At 65.4% G+C, this 22853-nt stretch carries 22 protein-coding genes; 14 read left to right on the forward strand and 8 right to left on the reverse strand.

Features of this window, described 5'->3' with window-relative positions; all coding sequences use genetic code 11:
- The first annotated feature begins 106 nt into the window (after positions 1 to 106).
- Both ACSFC7_RS18245 and ACSFC7_RS18250 read left to right on the forward strand, forming a co-directional pair.
- Complete coding sequence (locus tag ACSFC7_RS18245) at positions 107 to 1303, forward strand: acyl-CoA dehydrogenase family protein (protein ID WP_436344240.1); 1197 nt, start codon at positions 107 to 109, stop codon at positions 1301 to 1303.
- Positions 1304 to 1313: 10 nt separating this feature from the next.
- Positions 1314 to 2312: an MBL fold metallo-hydrolase gene (locus ACSFC7_RS18250; RefSeq protein WP_436344241.1), complete on the forward strand. Its 999-nt coding sequence runs from the start codon at positions 1314 to 1316 to the stop codon at positions 2310 to 2312.
- On the opposite strand, the gene ACSFC7_RS18255 is transcribed toward ACSFC7_RS18250, so the two are convergent.
- The gene (locus ACSFC7_RS18255; protein ID WP_436344242.1) at positions 2285 to 3274 is read right to left on the reverse strand and encodes a TIGR03617 family F420-dependent LLM class oxidoreductase; all 990 of its coding nucleotides are present in this window, start codon (positions 3272 to 3274) and stop codon (positions 2285 to 2287) included. The genes ACSFC7_RS18250 and ACSFC7_RS18255 overlap by 28 nt on opposite strands.
- A gap of 70 nt (positions 3275 to 3344) precedes the next feature.
- Entirely contained in the window at positions 3345 to 4280 is a 936-nt protein-coding gene (locus tag ACSFC7_RS18260) for a D-2-hydroxyacid dehydrogenase (protein ID WP_436344243.1), read from the reverse strand.
- A 196-nt stretch (positions 4281 to 4476) separates the two neighbouring features.
- On the opposite strand from ACSFC7_RS18260, the gene ACSFC7_RS18265 reads away from it, so the two are divergent.
- The 5 genes from ACSFC7_RS18265 (at position 4477) to ACSFC7_RS18285 (ending at position 10736) form a co-directional block, all read left to right on the forward strand.
- On the forward strand, positions 4477 to 6015 hold the full coding sequence (locus ACSFC7_RS18265) for a molybdopterin-dependent oxidoreductase (protein ID WP_436344244.1): 1539 nt from the start codon (positions 4477 to 4479) through the stop codon (positions 6013 to 6015).
- Positions 6016 to 6325: 310 nt separating this feature from the next.
- Complete coding sequence (locus tag ACSFC7_RS18270) at positions 6326 to 7675, forward strand: ABC transporter substrate-binding protein (RefSeq protein WP_436344245.1); 1350 nt, start codon at positions 6326 to 6328, stop codon at positions 7673 to 7675.
- 106 nt (positions 7676 to 7781) lie between these two features.
- Positions 7782 to 8735, forward strand: coding sequence for a carbohydrate ABC transporter permease (locus ACSFC7_RS18275; protein WP_436344246.1), 954 nt, complete (start codon positions 7782 to 7784; stop codon positions 8733 to 8735).
- Entirely contained in the window at positions 8732 to 9604 is an 873-nt protein-coding gene (locus tag ACSFC7_RS18280) for a carbohydrate ABC transporter permease (RefSeq protein WP_436344247.1), read from the forward strand. Before ACSFC7_RS18275 ends, ACSFC7_RS18280 begins: the two co-directional genes overlap by 4 nt.
- Positions 9605 to 9650: 46 nt before the next feature.
- Complete coding sequence (locus tag ACSFC7_RS18285) at positions 9651 to 10736, forward strand: ABC transporter ATP-binding protein (RefSeq protein WP_436344248.1); 1086 nt, start codon at positions 9651 to 9653, stop codon at positions 10734 to 10736.
- Positions 10737 to 10744: 8 nt separating this feature from the next.
- On the opposite strand, the gene ACSFC7_RS18290 is transcribed toward ACSFC7_RS18285, so the two are convergent.
- From ACSFC7_RS18290 to ACSFC7_RS18305, 4 genes are all read right to left on the reverse strand, one after another.
- Positions 10745 to 11320: an RDD family protein gene (locus ACSFC7_RS18290; RefSeq protein ID WP_436344249.1), complete on the reverse strand. Its 576-nt coding sequence runs from the start codon at positions 11318 to 11320 to the stop codon at positions 10745 to 10747.
- Between the two features lie 90 nt (positions 11321 to 11410).
- Positions 11411 to 11692, reverse strand: coding sequence for a hypothetical protein (locus tag ACSFC7_RS18295; protein ID WP_436344250.1), 282 nt, complete (start codon positions 11690 to 11692; stop codon positions 11411 to 11413).
- Positions 11693 to 11734: 42 nt separating this feature from the next.
- Complete coding sequence (locus ACSFC7_RS18300) at positions 11735 to 12025, reverse strand: hypothetical protein (protein WP_436344251.1); 291 nt, start codon at positions 12023 to 12025, stop codon at positions 11735 to 11737.
- 41 nt (positions 12026 to 12066) lie between these two features.
- Positions 12067 to 12339 (reverse strand): MTH865 family protein, encoded by a 273-nt coding sequence (locus ACSFC7_RS18305; protein ID WP_436344252.1) that lies wholly within the window; start codon positions 12337 to 12339, stop codon positions 12067 to 12069.
- Between the two features lie 241 nt (positions 12340 to 12580).
- On the opposite strand from ACSFC7_RS18305, the gene ACSFC7_RS18310 reads away from it, so the two are divergent.
- Both ACSFC7_RS18310 and ACSFC7_RS18315 read left to right on the forward strand, forming a co-directional pair.
- Positions 12581 to 13732 (forward strand): acetyl-CoA acetyltransferase, encoded by a 1152-nt coding sequence (locus tag ACSFC7_RS18310; RefSeq protein WP_436344253.1) that lies wholly within the window; start codon positions 12581 to 12583, stop codon positions 13730 to 13732.
- A complete protein-coding gene (locus tag ACSFC7_RS18315) occupies positions 13729 to 14157 on the forward strand; it encodes a Zn-ribbon domain-containing OB-fold protein (protein ID WP_436344254.1) in 429 nt (142 codons plus the stop codon). Before ACSFC7_RS18310 ends, ACSFC7_RS18315 begins: the two co-directional genes overlap by 4 nt.
- Positions 14158 to 14437: 280 nt before the next feature.
- On the opposite strand, the gene ACSFC7_RS18320 is transcribed toward ACSFC7_RS18315, so the two are convergent.
- Positions 14438 to 15448: an FAS1-like dehydratase domain-containing protein gene (locus ACSFC7_RS18320; RefSeq protein ID WP_436344255.1), complete on the reverse strand. Its 1011-nt coding sequence runs from the start codon at positions 15446 to 15448 to the stop codon at positions 14438 to 14440.
- 315 nt (positions 15449 to 15763) lie between these two features.
- Here ACSFC7_RS18320 and ACSFC7_RS18325 point away from each other — a divergent pair, with 315 nt between their 5' ends.
- From ACSFC7_RS18325 to ACSFC7_RS18340, 4 genes are all read left to right on the forward strand, one after another.
- Positions 15764 to 16534 carry an SDR family NAD(P)-dependent oxidoreductase gene (locus ACSFC7_RS18325; protein ID WP_436344256.1) on the forward strand — a complete coding sequence of 257 codons (771 nt, stop codon included), beginning with the start codon at positions 15764 to 15766 and terminating at the stop codon, positions 16532 to 16534.
- A gap of 69 nt (positions 16535 to 16603) precedes the next feature.
- Positions 16604 to 18244: a class I adenylate-forming enzyme family protein gene (locus tag ACSFC7_RS18330; protein WP_436344257.1), complete on the forward strand. Its 1641-nt coding sequence runs from the start codon at positions 16604 to 16606 to the stop codon at positions 18242 to 18244.
- A 128-nt stretch (positions 18245 to 18372) separates the two neighbouring features.
- Positions 18373 to 19680, forward strand: a complete 1308-nt coding sequence (locus ACSFC7_RS18335; protein ID WP_436344258.1) for an MFS transporter — start codon at positions 18373 to 18375, stop codon at positions 19678 to 19680.
- Between the two features lie 43 nt (positions 19681 to 19723).
- On the forward strand, positions 19724 to 20461 hold the full coding sequence (locus ACSFC7_RS18340; protein ID WP_436344259.1) for a 3-hydroxyacyl-CoA dehydrogenase family protein: 738 nt from the start codon (positions 19724 to 19726) through the stop codon (positions 20459 to 20461).
- Positions 20462 to 20896: 435 nt separating this feature from the next.
- Here the strand turns inward: ACSFC7_RS18340 and ACSFC7_RS18345 are convergent, their stop codons facing one another.
- The gene (locus ACSFC7_RS18345) at positions 20897 to 21694 is read right to left on the reverse strand and encodes an enoyl-CoA hydratase/isomerase family protein (RefSeq protein ID WP_436344260.1); all 798 of its coding nucleotides are present in this window, start codon (positions 21692 to 21694) and stop codon (positions 20897 to 20899) included.
- A 133-nt stretch (positions 21695 to 21827) separates the two neighbouring features.
- Here ACSFC7_RS18345 and ACSFC7_RS18350 point away from each other — a divergent pair, with 133 nt between their 5' ends.
- Complete coding sequence (locus ACSFC7_RS18350) at positions 21828 to 22826, forward strand: MBL fold metallo-hydrolase (protein WP_436344261.1); 999 nt, start codon at positions 21828 to 21830, stop codon at positions 22824 to 22826.
- The last annotated feature ends 27 nt before the right edge of the window (positions 22827 to 22853 follow it).

Raw genomic sequence — 22853 nt, forward strand, 5'->3', positions numbered from 1 at the left:
GTCGAACGCACACTCGTGTTCTGTACTCGAGACTGACCGTCTCGCACCGCCCAGCAATCGTATGCGGCACGATAACACTTATGTGGCACGTTCTGTCATATAGGCTATGGACTTTAGCGAACCGTCCGAAGCGGTGCAGATCAAACAGGCGCTCGACGACTTCGTCGACCAGGAAGTCAAACCGCTCGAGAACGAGTACGACCAGTTCCTCGGAGCGGATTACGAGAAACACATCGTCGACGAGAATCACCGGCAGGTGCCCGAGTACCGCGACATCGTCGAACAGATCCGGCAGAAGTCGGTCGAGGCGGGCTTCTACGGGATGACGATGCCGGAGGAGGCGGGCGGCGGCGACGTCGATATTCTCACGCGTGCGATCGTCGGCGAACACATGTCGAACCGGCCGCCCGGGTTCCACAGCGCCATCTTCGGCGGCGCCGGCGGGCCGACCCCCATTCTGTTGGCCTGCGACGAGGACCAGCGCGAGGAGTACTTAGCGCCGCTGATGGACGGCGAGATCACCACCTGTTTCGCGCTCACCGAACCGGGTCACGGCAGCGACGCCCACTACATGGACACCGGCGCCGAGAAAGATGGAGACGAGTGGGTCATCAACGGTCAGAAGTGCTACATCACGAACGGCCCGTACGCGGACTTCGCGATGGTCTTCGCGCGGACGAGCGGCGAGGACGGAGACCTGGAGGGCATCACCTGTTTCTTGGTCGACGCCGACAACCCCGGCTTCGAGGTGGGGACGATCCACCGCGCGATGGGGATGACGCCCGGAACGCACTCGGAACTCTACTTCAACGACTGCCGGGTCGGCGAGGATCAGGTGCTCGGCGAGGTCGGCAGGGGGTTCCAGTCGGCGATGAGCTGGATCGGCGGCGGCCGGATCAACATCGCCGCGGGCTCCGTCGGCACCGCCCAGTTCCTGCTCGACATATCCGTCGAGTACGCCCGCGACCGGAAGACCTTCGAGAAGCCGATCGGCCACCGGCAGGGCGTCTCCTTCCAGATCGCCGAACTGGCGACGGACATCGAACAGGTCCGTCAGCTCTACCGCTACGCGGCCTGGAAGATGGACAACGGCGAGCGCGCGCGAAAGGAGGAGTCGATGGCGAAGCTTCGGGGCGCACAACTCGCCAACGATGCGGCCGACATCGCGATGCAGGTCCACGGCGGCGCCGGCTTCATGAAAGAACTCCCGATCGAACGCAACTACCGCTCGGCGCGAGTGTTCCGCATCTTCGAGGGTACCGACGAGATCCAGAAGCGAACGATCGCCCGCGAGCTGATCTGAGCACGGACCAATGAGCAAACCGACGGACCCGACGACGGGACCATCCGCGACGGAGATCACGCGACTGGAGTTCGACATCGAGTGGCCGCCGAAACACGCCGCGGCCTACCTGCTCGAGACGCCGGCACCGATCCTCGTCGACGCCGGTGATCCCAGCGACCGGGCCGAGGAGACGATCCGCGAGGGATTGGCGGCGAGCGGCTACGAACCGGCGGACGTCGAGGCGGTCGTCGTCACCCATCCCCACAGCGACCACATCGGACAGGTGCCGTTGCTCCGCGAGGCGGGTGCGTCCGTCTACGCGCCCGCTCCCGTGCTCGAGCGACTCGAGCGCGACCCGACCGACCTGGCCGACGGCGTCCGCGAGATCGGCCGCTCCGCGGGCTACCGGGGCGAGGCGATCGAACGCGAGGTCGAACGCGCTCGGGATTCGTTGCAGCGCAACCGACGACTGCTCGCCCCCGACGAGGCCGTCGGCTTCGCGTTCGACGACTCGTTTTCGGTCGCGGGCCTCGAGTTCGATCCCATCCACACGCCCGGCCACCAGATCCACCACGCGAGCCTCGCGACGACGGTCGGCGACCAGCGCGTGCTCTTCAGCGGCGACGCGCTCGTCGAACCGTTCCGGCCCGGGGCAATTCACGTCGGAATCGACCATGGCGCGTACGAGGCCGTCGACGCGTTTCACGGCGCCATGGACCGGCTCGAAGCCCGCTCGTTCGATCGGATCTTTCCCGGACACGGGCCGATCTTCACGACGTACCGGCAGACCATCGAGTTCACGCGGAACGAACTCGAGTCGCTCACCGCCGACACCCTCGAGGCCGTGGTAGCCGTCGGGCCGGCAACGCCGATGGAGATCACCCGCCACCGCGTCGGCGAGGTTCGGTATCCGGCGCAGTTGCTCGACACGCTGGGAGCGCTCGGAACGCTGGAGGGACGAGGGCGCGTCTCCTCCGACAGCGCCGACGGCGTCCGCCGTTACTCGTTCGTGAAGGCCTCGCCGTGATCGAGGGGAAGGACGAGTCGGTCGGCGACCCCGCCGTAGGCGTCTCGAGCGCGCTCGAGGAGTTCCTCGGGCGGCGCTTCGATCGCGAACGTCGCGATCATCTCGTCCGTGACGCGGGCCGCCATCTCCTCCCATCGCTGTTCTCGCGAGAGGTCGTGGAGTTCCTCGCCGATCGACCGCCAGCCGTGGTGCTCGAGGACGTCGTGGTAGGTTCGGGTGCTGCCGTAGAAGGCGATTCGGCGGCGAACCGCCTCGCGGGAGCGGTCTCGTTCGGCTTCGGTCTCACCGGTGACGACGAACGGACTCGCCGAGAGCGCCACGTCGTCGAGGGACCGGTCGCCGCGGTCCGCACCCGCCGCGACCGTGGGGGCGATGACGTCTTTCGCGTACTCGGGCGTGTTGAACGGATGCATCGCCAACCCGTCGCAGAGCTCTCCCGCCAATCTGATGTTGTACTCGTTGACGCCGGCGACGTAGATCGGAACGTCGGGGTGGTCGATCGGTCCGGGATCGAAAGTGTCCGTCATCAGGGAAAACGAGTAGTGGTCGCCCTCGTAGTCGAGTTCGGCCTCACCCTGGAAGACGTCGAAGATGTGACGCAGCGATTCGACGACCTCGCGCAGTCGCGGGCCGGGTGACTCCCACGCCACGCTGAACCGCCGTTCGTTGTGTCCCTTCACCTGCGTGCCGAGCCCGAGGACGAATCGCCCGTCCGAGTATCGCGCGAGGTCCCAGGCGGTGTACGCGAGCGCCATCGGACTGCGGGTGAACGCGAGCGCGATGCGCGTTCCGTGCTGGATCCGCTCGGTCCGATCCGCGATGATCGGATGCGGCAAGAACGCGTCGTGGTCCGTTTCGGTCGTCCAGACGCCGTCGAAGCCGAGTTCCTCGGCGCGTTCGGCGGCGTCGCCGGTCTCGGTGGACAGACTCGGCACGTTCGCGTCGATGCGAAGTGTTGACATACGATGTGGTCGACGGTTCGGTCCTTGAATCTATCGACGAAACCGAACGTCGACGAGTCAGCGTACCGACTCAGATGACCCGGTTCTCGAGGTCTTCACCGCCCCGAAACCGATCGTAGTTCCGGACGAACACGTCGGCACACCGCTCCCAGTAGTGTGGAGTCGACCCCGCCATGTGTGGCGTCACGAGCACGTCGTCGCGATCCCACAGCGGCGACGCCTCGGGCAGCGGTTCCTCCTCGAAGACGTCCAACGCGGCGCCGCCGAGGTCGTCGGCCTCGAGGGCGTCCACGAGCGCCGACTGGTCGACGACCTCGCCGCGGGCGACGTTGACGAGCACGGCGTCGTCGGACAGCGTCGCCAGCGCGTCGGCGTCGATCAGTCCCCGCGTCTCCTCGGTGAGCGGACAGGCGAGCACGAGGTAATCGCTCTCGGCGAGGACGGTCTCGAGCCCGTCCGGACCGTAGACGGCGTCAACAGCCGCCGGCGCGTCCGTCGGATCGCGTTTCGTGCCGACGACGCGCGCGTCGAACGCGGTGCAGTAGTCCGCGATCTGCGACCCGATCGCGCCGACGCCGACGATGCCGACCGTGCGGTCGCCGAGTTCCCCGCCGGTGTACCGCTTCCACGTCCGGTCGCGTTGCTGGGCGATCGCACGGTCGAATCGGCGTTCGAAGTGGAGCAGATAGCCCATCACCTGCTGGCCGATCGGCCGCGCGTGGATGCCGGAGACCGTCGTCAGGGCGACGTCGCGGTCGGTGAGCGCGTCGTGATCGTAGGCGTCCGTACCAGCGCTGATCGCCTGCACCCAGCGCAGGTTCTCGGCCGCGTCCAGTACGTCCTCCGGCAGGCGTCCGGTCACGACGATTTCGGCGTCGACGACCGCCTCGAGAACGTCGTCTTCGTCGGCGTGCTCGAGGTCGATCTCGGGCCGGCGGTCGCGAATCTCGTCGACCAGTAGCGGACCGCCCCGCTGGAAAACGTACGGGGTTACCACGACGGTCATCGGCTGGTATCCTCGCGATCGGTTTCGCGTCGGATGCACTCGGTAACGCTCGGTGGGTGACGGTGTGGACGGGGTAACATACGCGTGCCAGTCGTTGCATCGACAGCGATAAAATAGTACGTGTCGGCGATCTCCGTCCGGGAAGCCGGTGACGGTTGCGAAGCTTTCATGACCGATCGCCCCCTATTGTCAGATAATGTCACTCACTCGGGGGACAGTCGTTCGCGTGCGGCCGTGGCTTCCCCCGGTCTCCGTGGCGCTCGCCGCGGGACTCGCCGCCGTGGGGGGCTCGTATCTGTCCGTCGGCCGTCGACCGGCGTTCGTCGCGGCGCCGGTCGACAGATTCGTCCTCGTCGTCAGCCCCGACGCGCTGGTGACCTTCGCGATCACCGAACTCGGCACGCTCGGGCACCAGGTGGCCTTCCTGACGGCCATCGCACTGACGTGCGTTCTCTTCGGACTGGCGGCCCTGCCCGGCGTTTTGATCCTCGGTGGCCGCGTGCCCGTCGCCGACGTGCTGGCTCTCCGGGGCGGCACGACCGCTGCCGGCGTGGTCACCGGGACGGTCCTGTCGGGTGCGGTCGCGTTCGGGCTAACGGGTTCGCCGGTATCGAGCGCCGGCACCGGCGCCGGTGCCGGACTCGTCTTGCTGGTAACGGCCGGAACGGCCAGACTCGAAGTGAGTGAAGGCGGGACCCTCGAGGCGCTCGGCCGACGGCGCGTCCTCGGCGCCGTCGGATCGGCGATCGGCCTGAGCGCACTCGGTCTCCTCGTCCGCGGCTCCGGCGAGGAGTCCGTCCCGTCCGGCCTCGACGTCCCCGAGGACGCCCGGCCCGAGGTCCGGGAGTTACTCACGCGGGCGAGAGATCAGTCGCTCGACGTCGAGGGGCTCGAGCCGCTTGTCAGCACGGACTTCTACGAGGTCGACATCAACAACGTGAACCCCGACGTCGACCGCGGGGAGTGGACGCTCTCGATCACGGGAGCCGTCGAGGAGGAGGTGGAGTACGACTTCGCGGACATCCAGGCCATGGACGTCGAGGACCGGTTCGTCACGTTACGCTGCGTCGGCGACCAGCTCAACGGCAGGCAGATGGACACCGCCCTCTGGAGCGGCGTGCCCGTCGAGGCACTCCTCGAGGCGGCGAACCCCGACGGCGACCGAGTCGTCATGCGCGGGGCCGATAGCTACTACAACGAGTTCCCGATCGAGGCGCTGTGGCCGGGGCTGTTGGCCTACCGAATGAACGGTCGACCGCTGCCGCGAGCACACGGCGCTCCGCTGCGCGCACTCGTCCCGGGACACTGGGGCGAGATCAACGTGAAGTGGCTGACCGAGATCGAGGTTCGCGACGAGGACACCATGGGCTACTGGGAGCACCGCGGCTGGCACGGCACCGGTCCGGTGGAGACGGTCGCCAAGCTCTGGCAGGTCAATCGCCACGGCGGCGGCCGCGTCGAGGTCGCCGGCCACGCCTACGCCGGCACCCGTGGGATCGATGCCGTCGAGGTGTCCACCGACGGCGGCGATACCTGGGTCGAAGCCGAGCTATCCGAGCCGCTCCCGGGTGAGGACGTCTGGCGACAGTGGCGTCACGAGTACGGGGCGACCGGGACCCACGACGTGATCGTCCGGGCTCGCGACGGGAGCGGGGACCTCCAGATCCCCGAGGAGGACGGCCCGAAGCCCGACGGTGCCACCGGCTGGGTGACGGAGACCGTCGGGCTGCAGTGAGCACGAGGGTGGTGTCCGCGAATGGACTCCTTCACCCGGCACGACACTGTCCGTCTCACAACGCTCCGTCAGCGGGTTTCGGGAGACCGAGACTGCCACCTTCTCCCCGACGAAACGATACCTCGCTCGGTGACCTCCCTATAGTAACAGCTTGTAATACCCGAGCGAAACCGTTACATAAATAGTGAAGATTTATATGGATGGACCATCCTGTTAGCAGTGTACGAGTGTGGATTGATCACGTATGACAAAGAAGACTATCAGCAGGCGTCGGGTGCTCGCGGGAACGGGTGTAGGAATCACTACAGCGATGGCTGGCTGCATAGGTGGCGGTGGTGGCAATGACGGTGACGTTCACTTCATCACGGACTACTACAACGACTCCTGGGCAGAGCTCTGGGGAGAGTTTGAGGAGGAGTTCGAGGACGAGACCGACGTCGGCATGAACATCGAGGAAGGCGGGATGTCCGGCACCCAGGAGGGTCGGCTCGCGCAGCTGATCCAGGCGGGCGACCCGCCGGACGCGAACACCTCCACGTTCGACCAGGTGGCCGACATCTGGGAAACCGACCAGCTCGAGACCGTCAACGACGTCGTCTCGTCGATCGAGGAGGTCAACGGGGAGATCAACACAGAAGCGTTCCTCGGGGAGGGAGACGAAATCTACCAGATCCCCCACGGCCTGTACGTCTCGAACTTCCAGTACCGGGCGGACGTCTACGAGGCGCTCGACCTGGAGGAGCCAGAGACCTTCCAGGACGTCCTCGACAACGCCGAGGCCATCGACGAGTCGGACGAATATCCCGATACGCGCGGGTACGGGCTGGCTGGAATGCCGACCGGCAAGAGCCAGGACGAGTTCCTGGTCCTCCTGGCGAGCGCGGGCGTTTCGGGCATCGGCCTCCGCTGGAAGGACCCGGACGCGCGAGACGAACTCGAGATACACTTCCCCGAAGAGGAGGTGACGACGGTACTGCAGTACATGAAGGACCTCTCCGAGTACTCGCCCGACCCGACCAGCATCGGCTGGGCGGAGTCGCTCAGCCAGTGGGTTCAGGGCCAGTACGCTCAGTGTTACCACCTCAACGCCTGGCCGGTCGGTGTCACCGCACTCACGGCTGAGGCCGAGGACAGCGACGCCCTGCGAGGGCTGGCCGAGGCCACTCAGGTCAGAGCGTACCCGACCTGGGACGAGATCGACAAGGACGAGAACTGGCTGAGCTCCCCGGCGCCCGACGGCTACCACATCTTCTCGGGCGGCGGGAACACGGAGGGCGCCAAGGAGTGGTTCGAGTGGCTCTACGCCGACAGCATGGAACGGACCGTGCAGTTCTACGAGGCGGACCCGGGCCGGTTCCTGCCGACCTACGCCGACGTGATCGACTCGGACGCGTTCCAGGGCCAGGGCATCTTCGAGGCCCACCCCCACCTGCTCGAGAAGCTCCGGTACTGCCAGGACGAAATCTGGGGCAACCACTACGGGAGCGTCGACGAGGCTAACATCTCCTCGCCCGAATCGCTGTACATGCAACGCCAGTGGTTCTACGGCGAAATGGTTAACAACGTAGTCACCGACTCGATGACCGTCGACGAAGCCTACGAGTGGGGATACGGACGACTCGAAGAGGAATTCGCGAACGCCCAAGAGCAGTTCGGATAGTCGGCTTCAGACGCGCCGACACCTAATTTGGCCGCGTTCAGCGCTGAACGAATTGTTTACCGATGACCGTGGGATTAACATACATGGATGTGGAGGATACCTAGATATGGCCGGTGAAACTGGAGAAACGATTCGACCCCGCAGGGAGTATATCCCGTGGGACGACTTGCCCGTGGAACGGGAGACCGTCATCGGCGTCGGTACCGTTCTCCCCGTCGTCGTACTGTACGTACTCATCGCGGTGTTCCCGATCGCCTTCGCGTTCTGGGCATCGCTACACGACATTCACACGCTCAATCCCGAGTGGGAGTGGGTCGGCCTCGCCAACTACTACGAGGTTTTGGAGATCGCCTCGTTCAGGGGCTCGCTGTGGCGCGGAATCGTCTACATGGTCGGTAGCACCATCATCCAGCTCATCGTCGGCCTCTGGATGGCGCTCGTGCTCAACCGCATCACCCGCGGCCAGAAGCTCCTCACTGCGGTGGTCTTTACCGCCTACCTGATCCCGACGATCATCGTCTCGCTGGTTGCGCTGCGGGTGTTCGACCCGGCCGGCGGCGTGTTCCAGATGATGGGCGCCGAGTGGTTCGGCATGTGGAGCGGCAACGAAGCCCCGCTGGGATCGCGGGACTGGGCCATGCCGCTGCTGATCCTCATCGGCAGCTGGAAGTTCGCCGTTTTCGTCACCATCTTCACGCTCGCGCAGCTGCGCGCGATTCCCGACCGGTTCTACGAGGCCGCGAAAGTGTGCGGCGCGAACCGATGGCAGATGTTTCGGGACATCACGCTGCCGCGTCTCATGGGGATCGTCCTGGTCGTCGTCCTGCTCCGGTCGATCTTCATGTTCAACAAGTTCGACATCATCTGGCAGCTCACGCAGGGCGGCCCCGGTAACGCCACGACCACGCTGCCCGTGCTGGCCTACAAGACCGTCTACACCAATCAGGCCTACGGGCTCGCCAACGCGATCGCCATCGTCATGTTCCTGTTCCTGCTGGCGTCGGCGATCGTCTACTTCAAGCTCTTCAATCCGAGCGAGGAGGTGGAGACGACAACATGAGTCAGAGCGAACCACCGGGAGGCGTATTCGGCCTCTCATACGACGGCGAAAGTACAGTCTTCGAGACGCTGAAGCTCGTCAGCACCGCGATCATCGTGCTCGTCGGCGCCTGGCCGATCTACTGGATGACCCAGCTCGCGTTCACCGAGTACGAGACCGTCGAGGGCACCGTCACGGTCTTCCCCACGCTCGACATATTCACGTTCGGTAACTTCTCCGTTCTGTTACGGCCGCAGATGTACACCTACATGTTCAACACGGTCGTGGTGTCCATCGGTACCATCGTGACGGTCGTCATCGTCTCGCTGATCGCCGGGTACGGCCTCGCGCGGCTGGACTTCCCTCATAAGGAGAACTTCGCACGAATCCTCTTGATCGGGTACCTCTTCAGTCCCATCGTCATCGGCATTCCGCTCTACCAGATCTGGCGGTCCATCGGGCTGCTCGGAACCCGCGTCGGGCTCATCATCGCACTGTCGGCCGTCTCGATGCCCTTCGCGGTGTGGTTGATGTGGAAGTACATCATGACGATTCCGGAGGCCCACGAGGAGGCCGCGTGGGTCGACGGCGCCTCGCGCTGGCGGGGCTTTCGCGACGTCGTCGTTCCCCAGTGCCGACCGGCGATCATCGCCGCGGCCCTGTTCGCCTTCGCGCTCGCCTGGAACGACTTCACGTTCGCGCAGATTCTCCTGCCGTCGACCGAGACCACGACGTTCGCGCCAGGTATCCTCCGGGCGATGGGGCAGGCCCAGTTCCTGCCGGACGCCTACCTGATGGCGATCTCGCTGGCCATGACGCTGCCACCGCTGATCTTCGCCTACTTCATGCAGAGCTACCTGCTGAAGGGATTCCAAGTCAGAGCCCTCTGAGAGCGCGCACAGACTTTTAGTCACTATCCACGAGACACAACAACATATGCCAGACATCAAGATTCAGAACCTGACCAAAGTGTACGAGGAATCGGGCAACAAAATCGTCGCAGTCGACGACGTGAACCTGACCATCGCGGACGGCGAGTTCGTGACGCTGGTGGGCCCGTCGGGCTGTGGCAAGACGACGACGCTTCGGTGTGTCGCGGGACTGAACGTGCCGACGAGCGGGAAGATCTACTTCGGCGACCGCGACGTGACGGACAAGCCGGTCCAGGAGCGTAACATCGCGTTGCTCTTCCAGGACATCGCGCTGTACCCGCACATGAGCGTCCAGGAGAACATGGCCTACGGCCTCAAGATCGTCGGGTTCTCGCGGGAAGAGCGCATCGCCCGCGTCACGGAGGCCGCGGAACTGCTCCAGATCACCGACCAGCTCGAGAAGATGCCCGCGGACCTCTCCGGCGGGCAGCAACAGCGCGTCGCGCTCGGCCGGTCGCTCGTTCGCGACCCGGAGGTCTTCCTGTTCGACGAACCCATGTCGGACCTGGACGCGAAGCTCAAGGCCGAGTTACGGCCGGTCATCGAGAAAGTGACCGACGAGATCGGCTGTCCGACGCTGTACGTGACCCACGACCAGGAGGAGGCGATGACGATGTCCGACCGGGTCGCGGTCATCAACGACGGCGAACTCGCACAGGTCGCCCCGCCGAAGGAGATTTACGACGAACCGAGCTCGCGGTTCGTCAGCCAGTTCATCGGCCAGCCGTCGACGCAGTTCTTCGACGGGAACGTCAGGGCCGTCAACGGGACCGCCGAGCTGGTGGTCGGCGACTACGAGTACCAGGTCGCCCGTGACGGCCTCGAGGGCTGGGACGGCGACGACGTCAGCGTCGGACTCCGGCCGCAGTACATCAGCGTCAGCGACGACCCCGAGGCCGGCATCCCGGCGACGCATCTGCTGGACGAGCCCCTGGGCGACGCGACGCACAGCTTCTTCGAGACCGAGTTCGGCGAGATCGTCGTCGTCACCGACCCGGACTTCGAGGGCAACGGCGAGGAGTACGGGCTCGTCTTCCAGACAGACAGCATTCAGCTGTACGACGCCGATACCGGCGTCCGGCTCGCCTGAGTTCCCGGTCAGTTCTCACGTTTTCCGCTCGCCCGAGCGGTCGCACTCGTGTCCACGTCGGCCGAGACCGCTCCGTCGCGATCCGTCGGCGCCGTCGAGCGAACGACGACCGTCCCGGCGGCGTGGTCGCCGAGACGACGGCCGTCGGTCACGAGGGCCGTCAGGAAGCCGATCACGAGCGGCGGGACGCCGATCAGATCGACGTACAGGAGGAGGTTCCGCACGGCGCTGGCACGGTACGTACACGGATGGCCGTCCGCCATGACGACCAGCAGGCCGCGATTGACCTTCCCCGGCGTCCGGCCGTAGCGCCACTCGAGGACGAACGAGTACGAGGCGAAAAGCGGCAGGAGCGCGAGCAGCGACAGGGCGACGGCGTACCCCCCGAGCGCCTCGTAGGTCTCGCTGAATACCGTACCCAACACGTAAATCAACGGGAATTCGATCAGGACGTAACAGACGAACAGGTCGATCGCTGCCGCACCGCCACGGGCGAGCAACACGTCGCGGTCGCCAGCGGTCTCCAGTGCCGGTGCTGGTTGCCGCTGGGTCGGCAGAAACCCGTCTAGCTTCCAGTCGATCACGGTGTCACCGCCCCGCCGTTCATGACGGAAACATTTACCGGGGTGTACCAAATACCTGCCCCTCCACCGTCGCCGGGGGTCGGCTTTCGGTCACTCCATCCTGACGTCCGATCGGAGCGTCGCGAGGAAGTAAATCAACATGAGGATGGTGATCCCGCCGAACACCTGTGCGTCGATCGATAGGTATCCGTCTACTCGAACCAGCAGGACGCTGGTAACTGCGAGCACGACGATGGCGCCGGCGGTTCGCCAGCGTTCACGGACTTTCTCGACGGCCACCGACTTCGAGGACTTCTCCACCGCGTCCGATGCCTCGCGGATATTTTCCAGACCGCCACCTTCCGAGGTCCGCCGCGTCGTATCTCCACTCATATGTAACGGTTGTTCCCGGCTGGACGTAAATAGCTGTGGGTACTAGTGACGTGGAGGAGACCGCGGCCGACAGTCTTCGGTGGACGGCGAGGACGGCTCGTCAGGGATCGAGTCGGTCTCGTCCGTCCGACCGTCACGAGGTCCGGACTCGACGCGTTCCTCCTCGTAGTCGTGGAACGACGTCATTCGCCGTTCGAGGTCGACACCTCTCTTCTCGCGAAGCGAGCGGACGCGGTACCGGTACGCCGGGTAGGGGAGGACCACCCAGCCGAGGATGATCGCGAGCACCCAGCCCAGCTCCAGCGAGACGCCGGCGAGGAACACCGCGGTCATGACCGCGCTCGCGACGGAGAGAACTGACGGAAGTCGACGGCCTACTCGGCCGGCAGTTCGCCGGCGTCCTGGAGGCCTTCGACGATGTCGTCGGCGACCTCCTCGGGACCGTGGTACGGGAACCGATCCCCGTCGCCGTCGGACGCGTTCTGCAACTCCATGACCGACATCGAGAAGTCGCCGGATTCGAACGTGGTCGCGGGGCCGTTCGGCAGCGCCGGCAGGAACTCCATCGGGTTCGAGACGGGGTAGTCCGCGCCCTCGAACGCGTCGATCAGCTGTGCTCGGATCTCCTCGGGATCTGGCTCGGACATGGTGCGATTCGTGATAACAAAGGCCACTCACATAATAGTTTACCGACGGAAACGCAGTCTTATTTCAACGAACGGCGTCTTCGAACTACCCGACTGCGCGTCGGTGTGGTCCCGCCGGTGATCGCATCTCCAGTATCGTCTCTCAGTTGTCACCAGTTACCGTGGCAGTCCACCACAACCTATTTGGCGGCCGTCGGAAAAACGGAGGCTATGGACGCACTTGCCGTGCAGAGGGATTACCGTGGCTGAGCCGATCGTCGCCGGCGTCGCCGAGAGCGACCTCGGCGAGACGCCCGATCGAAACTGGGTTGACAACGCCGGAATTGCGACGGTGCGAGCGCTCGAGGACGCCGGACTCGCGCTCTCGGACGTCGACGGCGTCGCCGTCGCCGGCGGCGACGACTACATGCCCGCCCTCGTGCTGGCGGAGTATCTCGGCCTCGAGGCGCCGTCGGTGCTCGAGGGCACCGAAATCGGCGGCTCCTCGTTCGAGCACTTCTGCGGGCACGTCGGCGACGCGATGGCTCGCGGACGGGCGGACGTCGTCGTGATCGCCTACGGTTCGACGCGGAAAACGGGGCCGGGACGGGACCGGTCGCTCGAGGTCACTCACCCCGTCGACGGCTTCCTCCGGCCGACGGGGCTGTTCCGGCCGCCGGGTGCGTACGCGATGGCCGCCAAACGGCACATGCACGAGTACGGGACGACCGAGGAGCAACTCGCCGAAATCGCGGTTTCGACTCGCGAGTGGGCCGCGATGAATCCCAAGGCCGAGCATCGGGAGCCGATCACGGTCGCTGACGTCCTCGAGTCGCGGCCGGTTGCCGAGCCGTTCAACCTGCTCGACTGCTGTCTCGTCTCCGACGGCGGCGGCGCGGTCGTGCTGGTCTCCGAGCCGAAAGCTCGCGAGCTTGGCGTTCCGGAGATTTCGGTCGCGGGCGTGGCCTCGACGAGTACCCACCGCCAGGACGTCAGCGAGATGCCGGACATGACGACGACCGGGGCTGCGGTGACCGGTCCGAAGGCGTTCGACGAGGCCGGGATTACGCCCGAGGACGTGGACGTCGCGCAGCTCTACGACTCGTTTACGTACACTGCGCTCGTGACCCTCGAGGATCTGGGCTTCTGCGAGAAAGGCGAGGGCGGATCGTTCGTCGAGGGCGGAACGACCGCACCGGGCGGCGAGTTGCCGATGAACACGCAGGGCGGCGGGCTCTCCTACTGCCATCCCGGCCACTTCGGCGTCTTCGTGTTAATCGAGGCGACGCGGCAGTTGCGGGGCGACTACACCGGTGACAGGCAGGTCGACGGCGCGGCGGTCGCGGTGGCGCACGGCACCGGTGGCGTGTTGTCCTCGAGTAGCACCGTCGTCTTACGGAGGGATGACGCATGACGGCGCCAGTCGAAGACCATCGCGAGGAGTGGGAGGGACCGGTTCCGGTTCCCTCTGGGGCGAATACGGCGTTCTGGGCGGCGACGCTCGAGGGCAATCTGCTGTACCAGCACTGCGGGGAGTGCGGGACCGCGCAGTTGTACCCGCGGGCCGTCTGTACCGGCTGCGGGGCCGTGGATCCGTCGTTCGAGTCGAGTGTGGGGGACGGGACAGTGTATACGTACACCGTGTGCCACGTGCCGGGCGAGCCGGGCTTCGGGGATCGGACGCCGTACGTCGTCGCGGCGGTGGAACTTACAGAGGGGCCGCGACTGCTTGCACTGGTGGACTGCGAGCCTGATGCTGTCGAGATCGGGACTGCCGTCGAGGTCACGTTCTGGCAAGTCACTGACGAGGCTGCACTCCCCGTGTTCGTTCCGCGGTGAGGGGAAATCGGCGGTCTTCTTCGCGGTTGTGGGCATCAGGTTTGGTGGTGACTCGAGCAAGCTAGATTGAGATGATTGTAACTCGAGGAAACTACTCACACTGGCAACTAGGAATCTCCACGCCCTCCCCAACCGATTCGCTCACTTCGTTCGCTCATCCCTCGCACGGTGTTCTCGTCCGTCCTCACTCTCGTTCGAACGGACGACAGCGCGCGCCACCGCAGATAGATGTCTCGGCACGCAGTACCGCGAAAAGAGACGAGGTGTGTCGAGACTTCACTCAGTCGTCGCCCAGCGTCGCCGTCGTCGAGCCCGTCAGCAGCGTCTCGCCGCGCTGGTTCGTCGCCTCGAGGTCGGCTTCGACGACGCCGTCATCGGATCGTCGGTCGACGATTTCGCCGGTCGCGACGATCGAGTCGCCGGGGAAGACCTGCGACTGGAAGCGGACGCCGAACGAGTCGATCGACTCGAGGCCGAACCAGTCCGTCACCACTCGAGAGGCGACGCCGGCCGTGAACATCCCCTGGCCGAAGACGCTCTCGTTGCCCGCCGCCCGAGCGTAGGGCTCGTCGTAGTGGATCGGGTTGAAGTCCCCGCTGGCACCCGCGTACTTGACGAAGTGCTTTCGCTCGAGGTCCTCGACGACGACCGTCGGTCCAGTGTCGCCGACCTCGATTTCGTCGATTTCGTGGACGGTGTCGACCGACTCGGCGGTCGGTACCTGTCCGCCGTTAGCTGTCGTTTCCGTTTCCTCGGTGGCATCGCCCGAGTCATCAGTGTCGTCGCTCCCCTTCCCGCCGTCCTCGACGGCACCGGACGTCTCGATAGCGGTCGCGCGGTCGGTGAGCACCAGATCACCGCTCTCGTCGCGGTACTCCGTCTCGTAGACGGCGAAGGTCATCGTGCCGGCGCGACCGCCCTCGCGCTGGAAGACCTTCGTGAGGGTGGCCGTCCCCGTCAGGACGTCGCCGACCTGCAGCGGGCGCTCGTACTCGTAGGCCTGCTCGCCGTGGAGCACGTACTCGGGCTGGAAGCCGAGATCGAAGCCGTATCCGTCGATATCGTCGGGTCGATATCGCGGAAACCGACTCACGCGGGGGTACGTCAGCGGTGCGGGAATGCGATCGAAGCCGCGTTCCCGGGCGGCATCCGCGTCGCGAAACACCGGGTTCGGCTCCGTGATCGAGCGCGCGAACTCCTCGACTTTCCCCGGTTCGATGCGGAACTCCTCGACGGTGACTCGAGAGTCGCCGACCATCGCCTCGAGATCGGCCATCGGCTTATTCGGCACGGGTGACACCTCGTGCGAGCGAGCACCGCGGTGATCCGTCCAGACGATCCGTCGTCCGCGACTGGTGTGGGCTCCCGGTCCGGTTTCGATCCATATTCAGAGGGGTTTCTCGACGGCTCCCATAATTGTATTCCTCACGGACGATATCGGCGTTCGTGTGACGAACCGACCGCTTAAGCGGGGATCACGACCTCACTCGAGCCCTGCTCCGGTCGAATGACTTATCTAACGGACTGTTGAAGCGTCGTATTGCACTATGTCAGCAATTGCCACGAGAGAGTCGATACGCTCCCGGACGACCGAGGGGGCCGGCAGATGACGACCAGCCAGTTCAGTCTCGAGGGACGGACGGCGATCGTCACCGGCTCCTCGAGCGGACTCGGCGAGGCGATGGTGAGGCGGTTCGCCGACGACGGCGCGAACGTGGTCGTCACGTCGCGAGAGCTGGAGAACGTCGGCCCCGTCGCACGCGAGATCAACGAGAGCGGGGCGGACGGACGAGCGATCGCTCTCGAGTGCGACGTCCGGGACCGCGAGTCGGTCGACGAACTGGTCGAGCGCACAGTCGAGGAGTTCGGCGGGCTCGATATCTTCGTCAACAACGCCGGGGCGAGCTTCCAGGCGCCGGTGGCGGAGATCAGCGAGAACGGCTGGAAGACCATCGTCGACATCAACTTACACGGCACGTTTCACGGCTGTCAGGCCGCGGGAGCGTACATGCGCGACCACGGCGGGGGCAAGATCATCAACATCGCGAGCGTCGCCGGCCAGCGCGGCTCGAGGCGGATGAGCCCCTACGGAGCCGCGAAAGCCGCCGTCATCAACTTCACGTCGTCGCTGGCCGCCGACTGGGCCGAAGACGACGTCTGGGTCAACTGTATCGCGCCCGGTCTGGTCGCGACGGAGGGCGTCAAGTCCCAGATGGGCGTCGAGGACGACGCCGAGGAGATCGATCGGACGGCCGCCGACCGAACGATCGGCACCCCTGAGGAGGTCGCCGACCTCGCGCAGTTCCTCGCCAGCCCGGCCTCCTCGTACATCGTCGGCGAGACGATGACGATCAAGGGAACGCCGCGGCTGGAGTGAGCCGCAGAGCCAGTACTCTGTTACCAAGACCCATACACTTTTCAGGGTTATCGACAAACCAGCTGTCACATGGAAGATCTCGAGCTCGTCCCAGCGGAGACGCTCCTCGAGCCGCCGTACGACGGGAACGTCGCCCGACTGCTCGACAGAGTGGTCGCCGAACGGCCGGATCGGGTCGCGATCGAACACGCCGGCGAGACGGTCACCTATCGCGAGTTCGCCAACCTCGTCGAACGGTACACCCGCGGCTTTCGAGCGCTCGGACTCGAGCCGGACGACCGCGTCTGCGTCTACATTCCGAACGGCATCGCGTTCTGTGCGGTCGTCTGGGCGTGCTGTCGTGGCGGTATCGTCGCGAGTCCGCTGAATCCGGCCTATCGACGGCGCGAAATCGGGTACCAGGTCGACCACGCGGACGCGGCCGCCGTCGTCGTCACGGGTGAGGCGAGCGAGCACGTCGCGAGTGCGGTCGCGGAGCTCGAGGCCGAAATCGTCAGCACGAGCGCCGACGGCGGGCACGAGTCGCTACCCCGACTCGCGAACAGCACTGACGAGAGCACCCGCGACGAAACGCTCGTCGAGCGACGCGACGACGACGTCCTGCTCCAGCCCTACACGTCGGGGACGACGGGCGACCCGAAAGGCGTCCTGCTCACCCATCGAAACTTCCGGGTGCAGATCGCACAGAGCGTCTCGAGTTACAGCGCGAGTCCCATCCAGGGCGACGGGCTGATAATCCTCCCGATGTACCACATCACGGGCCTGCTCCAGATGATGGCCTCGCTGTGTGCCGGGCGGACGCTCCACCTCATGCGACCCGATCAGTGGGATCCCGAACGGGTTCTCGAACTCGTCGGGAAGCACGATATCCCCGCGTTCGTCGGCGTCGCGACCATGTTCAACGATCTGCTCGAGGCCTACGATCCCGATGCGTACGACCTCGAGACGCTCCAACGCGCCGGACAGGGCGGCGACAAGTTGCCGAAACCGGTCCAGCGGGAGTTCGAGGAGACGTTCGACGTCTCGCTCTCGGAGGGGTACGGCCTCACGGAGACGACCGCGACGACCCACACCATTCGTTGGTCGACGCTCGGCAACCGGCCCGGCAGCGTGGGACAACCGACGGGTCACACGCGCTCGAAGATCGTCGATGAGACCGGCGAGGAGGTCGGCGTCGGAGAGGAGGGTGAAATCCTCATCGCCGGCCCACAGGTGATGAAGGGGTACTACGAGAACCCCGAGGCCAACGAGTCGGTGTTCACCGAAGACGTCCCCGCGAGCAGTGCGAGCGGGGAGTCGGAAGACTCGTCTTCCGGTAGGTTCTTCCGGAGCGGCGACATCGGCTCCCGCGACGCGGACAACTACTACTACATCAAGGGCCGGGAGAAGGAGATGATCCTCACCGCGGGGTACAACGTCTACCCCCGCGAGATCGAGAACGCGCTCTACGACCATCCGGCGGTGCTCGAGGCCGCGGTCTTCGGCGTGCCGGACGAGCGTCGGGGTGAGACCGTCGCCGCGGCCGTCGTTCCCAGCGAGGGCGCGACGATCAGCGAGGACGAGGTCGAGGCGTACGTGCTCGGCGAACTCGCACCCTACAAACACCCGCGATACGTCGAGGTCCGCGAGGAACTGCCAAAGACCGGCAGCGGGAAGATTCGCAAGACGGTGCTTCGCGAGGAGTTCACGGACGTATACGGAACCGAGTGATCCGTGCGGACGACTCGATAGAGTGTACTGGTGCGAACGTGACGGAGAACGCGACGCCGCTCGAGCGATCGGACGGTTACTGAACGCAACCTTGAACACGACGTGACGGAAAGGAGCGACTACCTTCGATGACGGACGACGCGACGACGGACGACGAACCGTACTCTTCCGGCGAGATTAGAACCATCGCCCTCGCGGTCATCGCCGGGATCTTCTTCGGCGGCGTGGCGACCGGCGTCGCCTTCCCGACGCTCCCCTTGCTCGACGAACGGCTCGTTATCAGCGCGGTCATGCTCAGCGTGATCCTCTCGGCCAACCGCATCGCGCGGCTGTTCATGAACACGCCGGCGGGGACGATCATCGACCGCGTCGGCGCGCGAACGCCGATGATCGCCGGCCTGTTTACGCAGGCGCTCGCTCCGTTCGGATACATCGTCGGGTTACACACTCCGTCGTACATCGTCGGAACGATCCCCTGGTTCGGAGAGGTATCGCTTCCGGGGCTCGTCTTCGTGTTCTCACGGCTGTTCTGGGGGATCGGCAGCGCGTTCGTCTTCATCGGCGCGTTCGCGACCATCACGTACGTGACGACGTCGTCCAACCGAGGCCGGTGGGTCGGCTACATGCGCGGCGGTCAGTCGCTCGGATTCCCGACGGGACTCGTCCTCGGCGGCGTCCTGACCGACGTCGCCAGCATGCAAACGGCGTTTTTCGCCGCCGGCGGCCTCGCGCTGACCGCCGGTATCGTCGCGACGGTCGTCCTCCCCGACGTTCACGGCGGCGCCGACACCAAGTCGGCAAAACTCCGCGAACTTCCGGCGCTGCTCTCGGGTCGCCCTACCGTCCTCATCATCGGGTTCGGCAACTTCACCGTCCGATTCCTGTGGGGCGGCATCATCCTCTCGACGCTCGCACGCTACGCCAGCGTCCACGAACTCGAGTTGAACGTCCTCGAGGCCGCCGGTATCAGCGGCGTCGTGATGGGCGTCGGCGTCCTCACGATGGGCGGCACGACGATCGTCACGGGCAGGGTCTCCGACATGGTCAGCGATCGAACGCTGCTCACGATCCCCGCGTTTCTGTCGATGACCGCCGGATTCCTGCTCATCGCGTACGTTCCGACGATCCAGGCGCTGTTCGTCGCGCTCGTGTTGATCGGTGCGGGAATGGGTGCGGCCGCACCGGCGATGCTCGCGATCCTTGGCGATCTCACACCGGGCGACGAACTGGGCCGGATGGGCGGCGTGTACAACGTGCTTGGCGATATCGGACTCAGCCTCGGCCCGCTGATCGCGATCCCCGCCGTCGACATCTGGTTCGGCTACCGGTTGACGTACGTGCTCTGTGCCGCGCTGGTCTGTAGCTGCCTGCTGATCGTTTCGCTCCCCCTGTTGCGGAATCCGGATGTCACGACCGGCACGGTGAAAGCCGACTGAACCGATCGAAACTATTATCGGATACCGTGTGGGTTGTGCGTTCATGGCACACCAAGCAGCAGCCGTCGTCGGCGGCGGCATCATGGGCGCCGGCATCGCACAGGTGCTCGCACGCAACGGCTACGACGTTCGCGTTCGCGAGATCAACGAGGAACTGGCCGCAGAGGCCGAGGAACGCGTCGTGGAGGGGAACTACGGTCTCGAGGACGCCGTCGAGGGCGGCTATCTCTCCGAGGAGGAGAAAGAAGAGACCCTCGAGCGACTGACGTTCACGACGGATCTCGAGGAGGCCACCGACGGCACCGAGTTCGTCATCGAAGCCGTGACTGAAAAGCTCTCGATCAAGGGCCAGGTCTTTCGCGACCTGGACGAGGTGACCGACGACCAGCCGCTGTTCTCGAACACGAGCGGCTTCTCCGTGACGTCGATCGCGAACGCCGTCTCGGACCCCTCGCGCGTGGCCGTGACGCACTTCTTCAACCCGGTCCCGATCATGTCGATGGTCGAGATCGTGAAAGCGCCGGAGACCGACGAGGCGGTCGTCGAACGCGCCGAGGAACTCGTCGACGAACTCGACAAGACGCGAGTCACCATCGACGACGATCCGGGCTCCTACGGGTTCCTCGCGAATCGGTGCCACGCGGCGATGCGTGCCGAAGCCCAGAAGATCGTCGACGAAGGGATCGCGACGGAGGAGCAGGTCGACAAAGCGCTCGAGGAGGGCTACAACCTCCCCGTCGGGCCGTTCTCGCTGCGCGGCATCGGCGAGGAGTGGGACTAGAGTCATCGCCTCAGTACGCCTTTTGATGGAGATACGCTCGAGCGAGAGCCGTACTACGCGACCGGAGCAATCCATCGGCGGTGGCGCGCGCTGTGTCGTGGTTCGTCGACGACGAACCGCGGCGCGAAGCCGTGCGAGGGATGAGCGAACGACTGGAAGGAGTAAGCGAATCGATTGGGAGGGCGTGGAAATCATCGGTGCCAGTTTGAGTAGTGTGTTCACCATTTCAGATACGTAGAAGCCAGTAATGATGGCTACTCATGCTGGCGGCTAGGAGTACCACATCCTCCCCAGCCGATTCGCTCGCTTACTCGCTCATCCCTCGCACGGTGTCGTCGCTCGGCCCTCGCTTTTGCTCGGGTCCGATCGACAGCGCGCGCCACCGCAAGGCGGGTTGATCGGCCCGGAGAAATCTGCAGGGCGCTCGTCGACCGCCTACTTGCCCTGGAACTCCGGTTCGCGGTCCTCGCCGAACGCGGCGGCGCCCTCCGCGTGGTCCTCGGTCTTCAGCAGGTCCGCGAAGAGTCGGGAGTCGTACTCGATTCCCTCCTCGAGTCCCGCGTGAACCGCCATATCGGCGGATTTCTTGATCGCCTGAATCGCGAGCGGTGCCTGGCCGGCGAGTTCCGTGACGAACTCGTCGACCTCGTCGTCGAACGCGTCCTCGTCGTAGACGCGGTTGATGATTCCTTCCTCGGCGGCGCGCTCGGCAGAGATGTGGTCGCCGAACATGGCCAGTTCCTTCGCGACGGACGGGCCGGCGAGTTTCGAGACGTACTGGACGCCGCCGGCACCGGGGAGGATGCCGAGGTTGACCTCCGGGAAGCCGAACGCGCTGCCCTCGCTCGCCAGTCGGAAGTCACACGCGAGCGCGGTCTCGAGGCCGCCACCCAGACAGTAGCCGTCGATCTTGGCGACGACGGGCACCGGGAACTCGCGGACGAAATCGTAGTGCGAACGCGCGGACGTGTCGCCCGCAGACTCGTCCGAGAAGCCGCCGATGTCCGCACCGGCACAGAAGGCCTTCTCGCCGGCGCCCTCGAGAACGACCGCCCGAAGCGCGATCCCCTCGCGCGCTTCGTTTTCGGCCTCGAGTTGCTGCAGTCCCGCGACGATGTCGTCTCTGAGCTGTCCGTTGAGCGCGTTGAGCGCGTCCGGCCGGTTCATCGTGAGCGTGCCGACGCCGGTTTCGCTGTCGAACTCCACTACGACCGTATCGAGGCTGTCGTCCATGCCCGATGGTCACTATCGATCACTAAATAAGTACGCGAATCGAGCTGACGAGCCGACCCGGAGACGGCCGCAGAACCGTGTACGGCTTGCCGGGTCACAAAACGTATCACCGCCGGGGTTCGTATGGGACTTCGTGTCACGGACGAATCGACCGGGCGCGGACGGCCCCCGGTCACGTGTTCATCGCCTCGAGTTCACCGTCGACTGGCCGCCGGGCCATACGGCGGCGTATCTCCTCCCCGGTGCGGAACCGATTCTGGTCGACGCCGGGATGACCGGCGAACGGGGGAGAAACGAACTGATCGACGGCCTCGAGGCCCACGGCTACGTCCCCGAAGATATCGAGCATCTCCTGCTTACTCACTCGCATACGGACCACGTCGGACAGGTCCGGACGCTGCTCGAGGCCGGCGACCCGACCGTTCACGCGCCGGCGGGCGTTCGAGAGCGCTTCGAACGAGGCCTCGAGACCGTCGAGGGGGCGACCAGACGGAACCTGACCGAAGCCGGCGTCGGCGAGCGGTATCTCGAGTCGGCGGTCGACCGACTCCTCGACGCCCACCGATCGCATCGCGACGCCCTGCCGCTCGAGGCGGTCGACGTCTGGTTCGACGGCGACGACCCGGTACGCGTCGGCGACCGCGAATTCGACCCCGTCTACACGCCCGGCCATCACGTGGCCCACCACTGTTACGGGACGACGCTCGGCGACGAACGGGTCGTCTTCGCCGGCGACATGGCCATCGAACCGTTTCGCGCGGCGGCGATCCACGTCAACTTCGACGATGGCGTCCGCGACGGGATCGCCGCCTACCTCGACGCGCTCGAGCGAATGCAGCGGTACGCCTTCGACCGCGTCTATCCCGGCCACGGCCCGGTTCACGAACGCTACGACGAGGTCGTCGAGCGGTCGATCGCGGACCTCGAGGATCGGATCGACCAGTGTGTCGACGCCCTCGAGGACCGTTCGAAGCCCGCCACTGTGACCCGAATCGCGGACGCCCAGACGGACAGTTTCAGCGAACGGGCGCGGGTCATGCCCGAACTCGTGGGCGCGCTCGAATGCCTCGAGCGCGAGGGGGAGGTTCGGTCGTGGCTCGAGGACGGGGTTCGATACTACGAGTCGGCGTAGGTGGGGCGGATACGACGAGTCGGCACA

It is taken from the genome of Natronorubrum halobium, assembly GCF_051351675.1.
Lineage (GTDB): Archaea > Halobacteriota > Halobacteria > Halobacteriales > Natrialbaceae > Natronorubrum.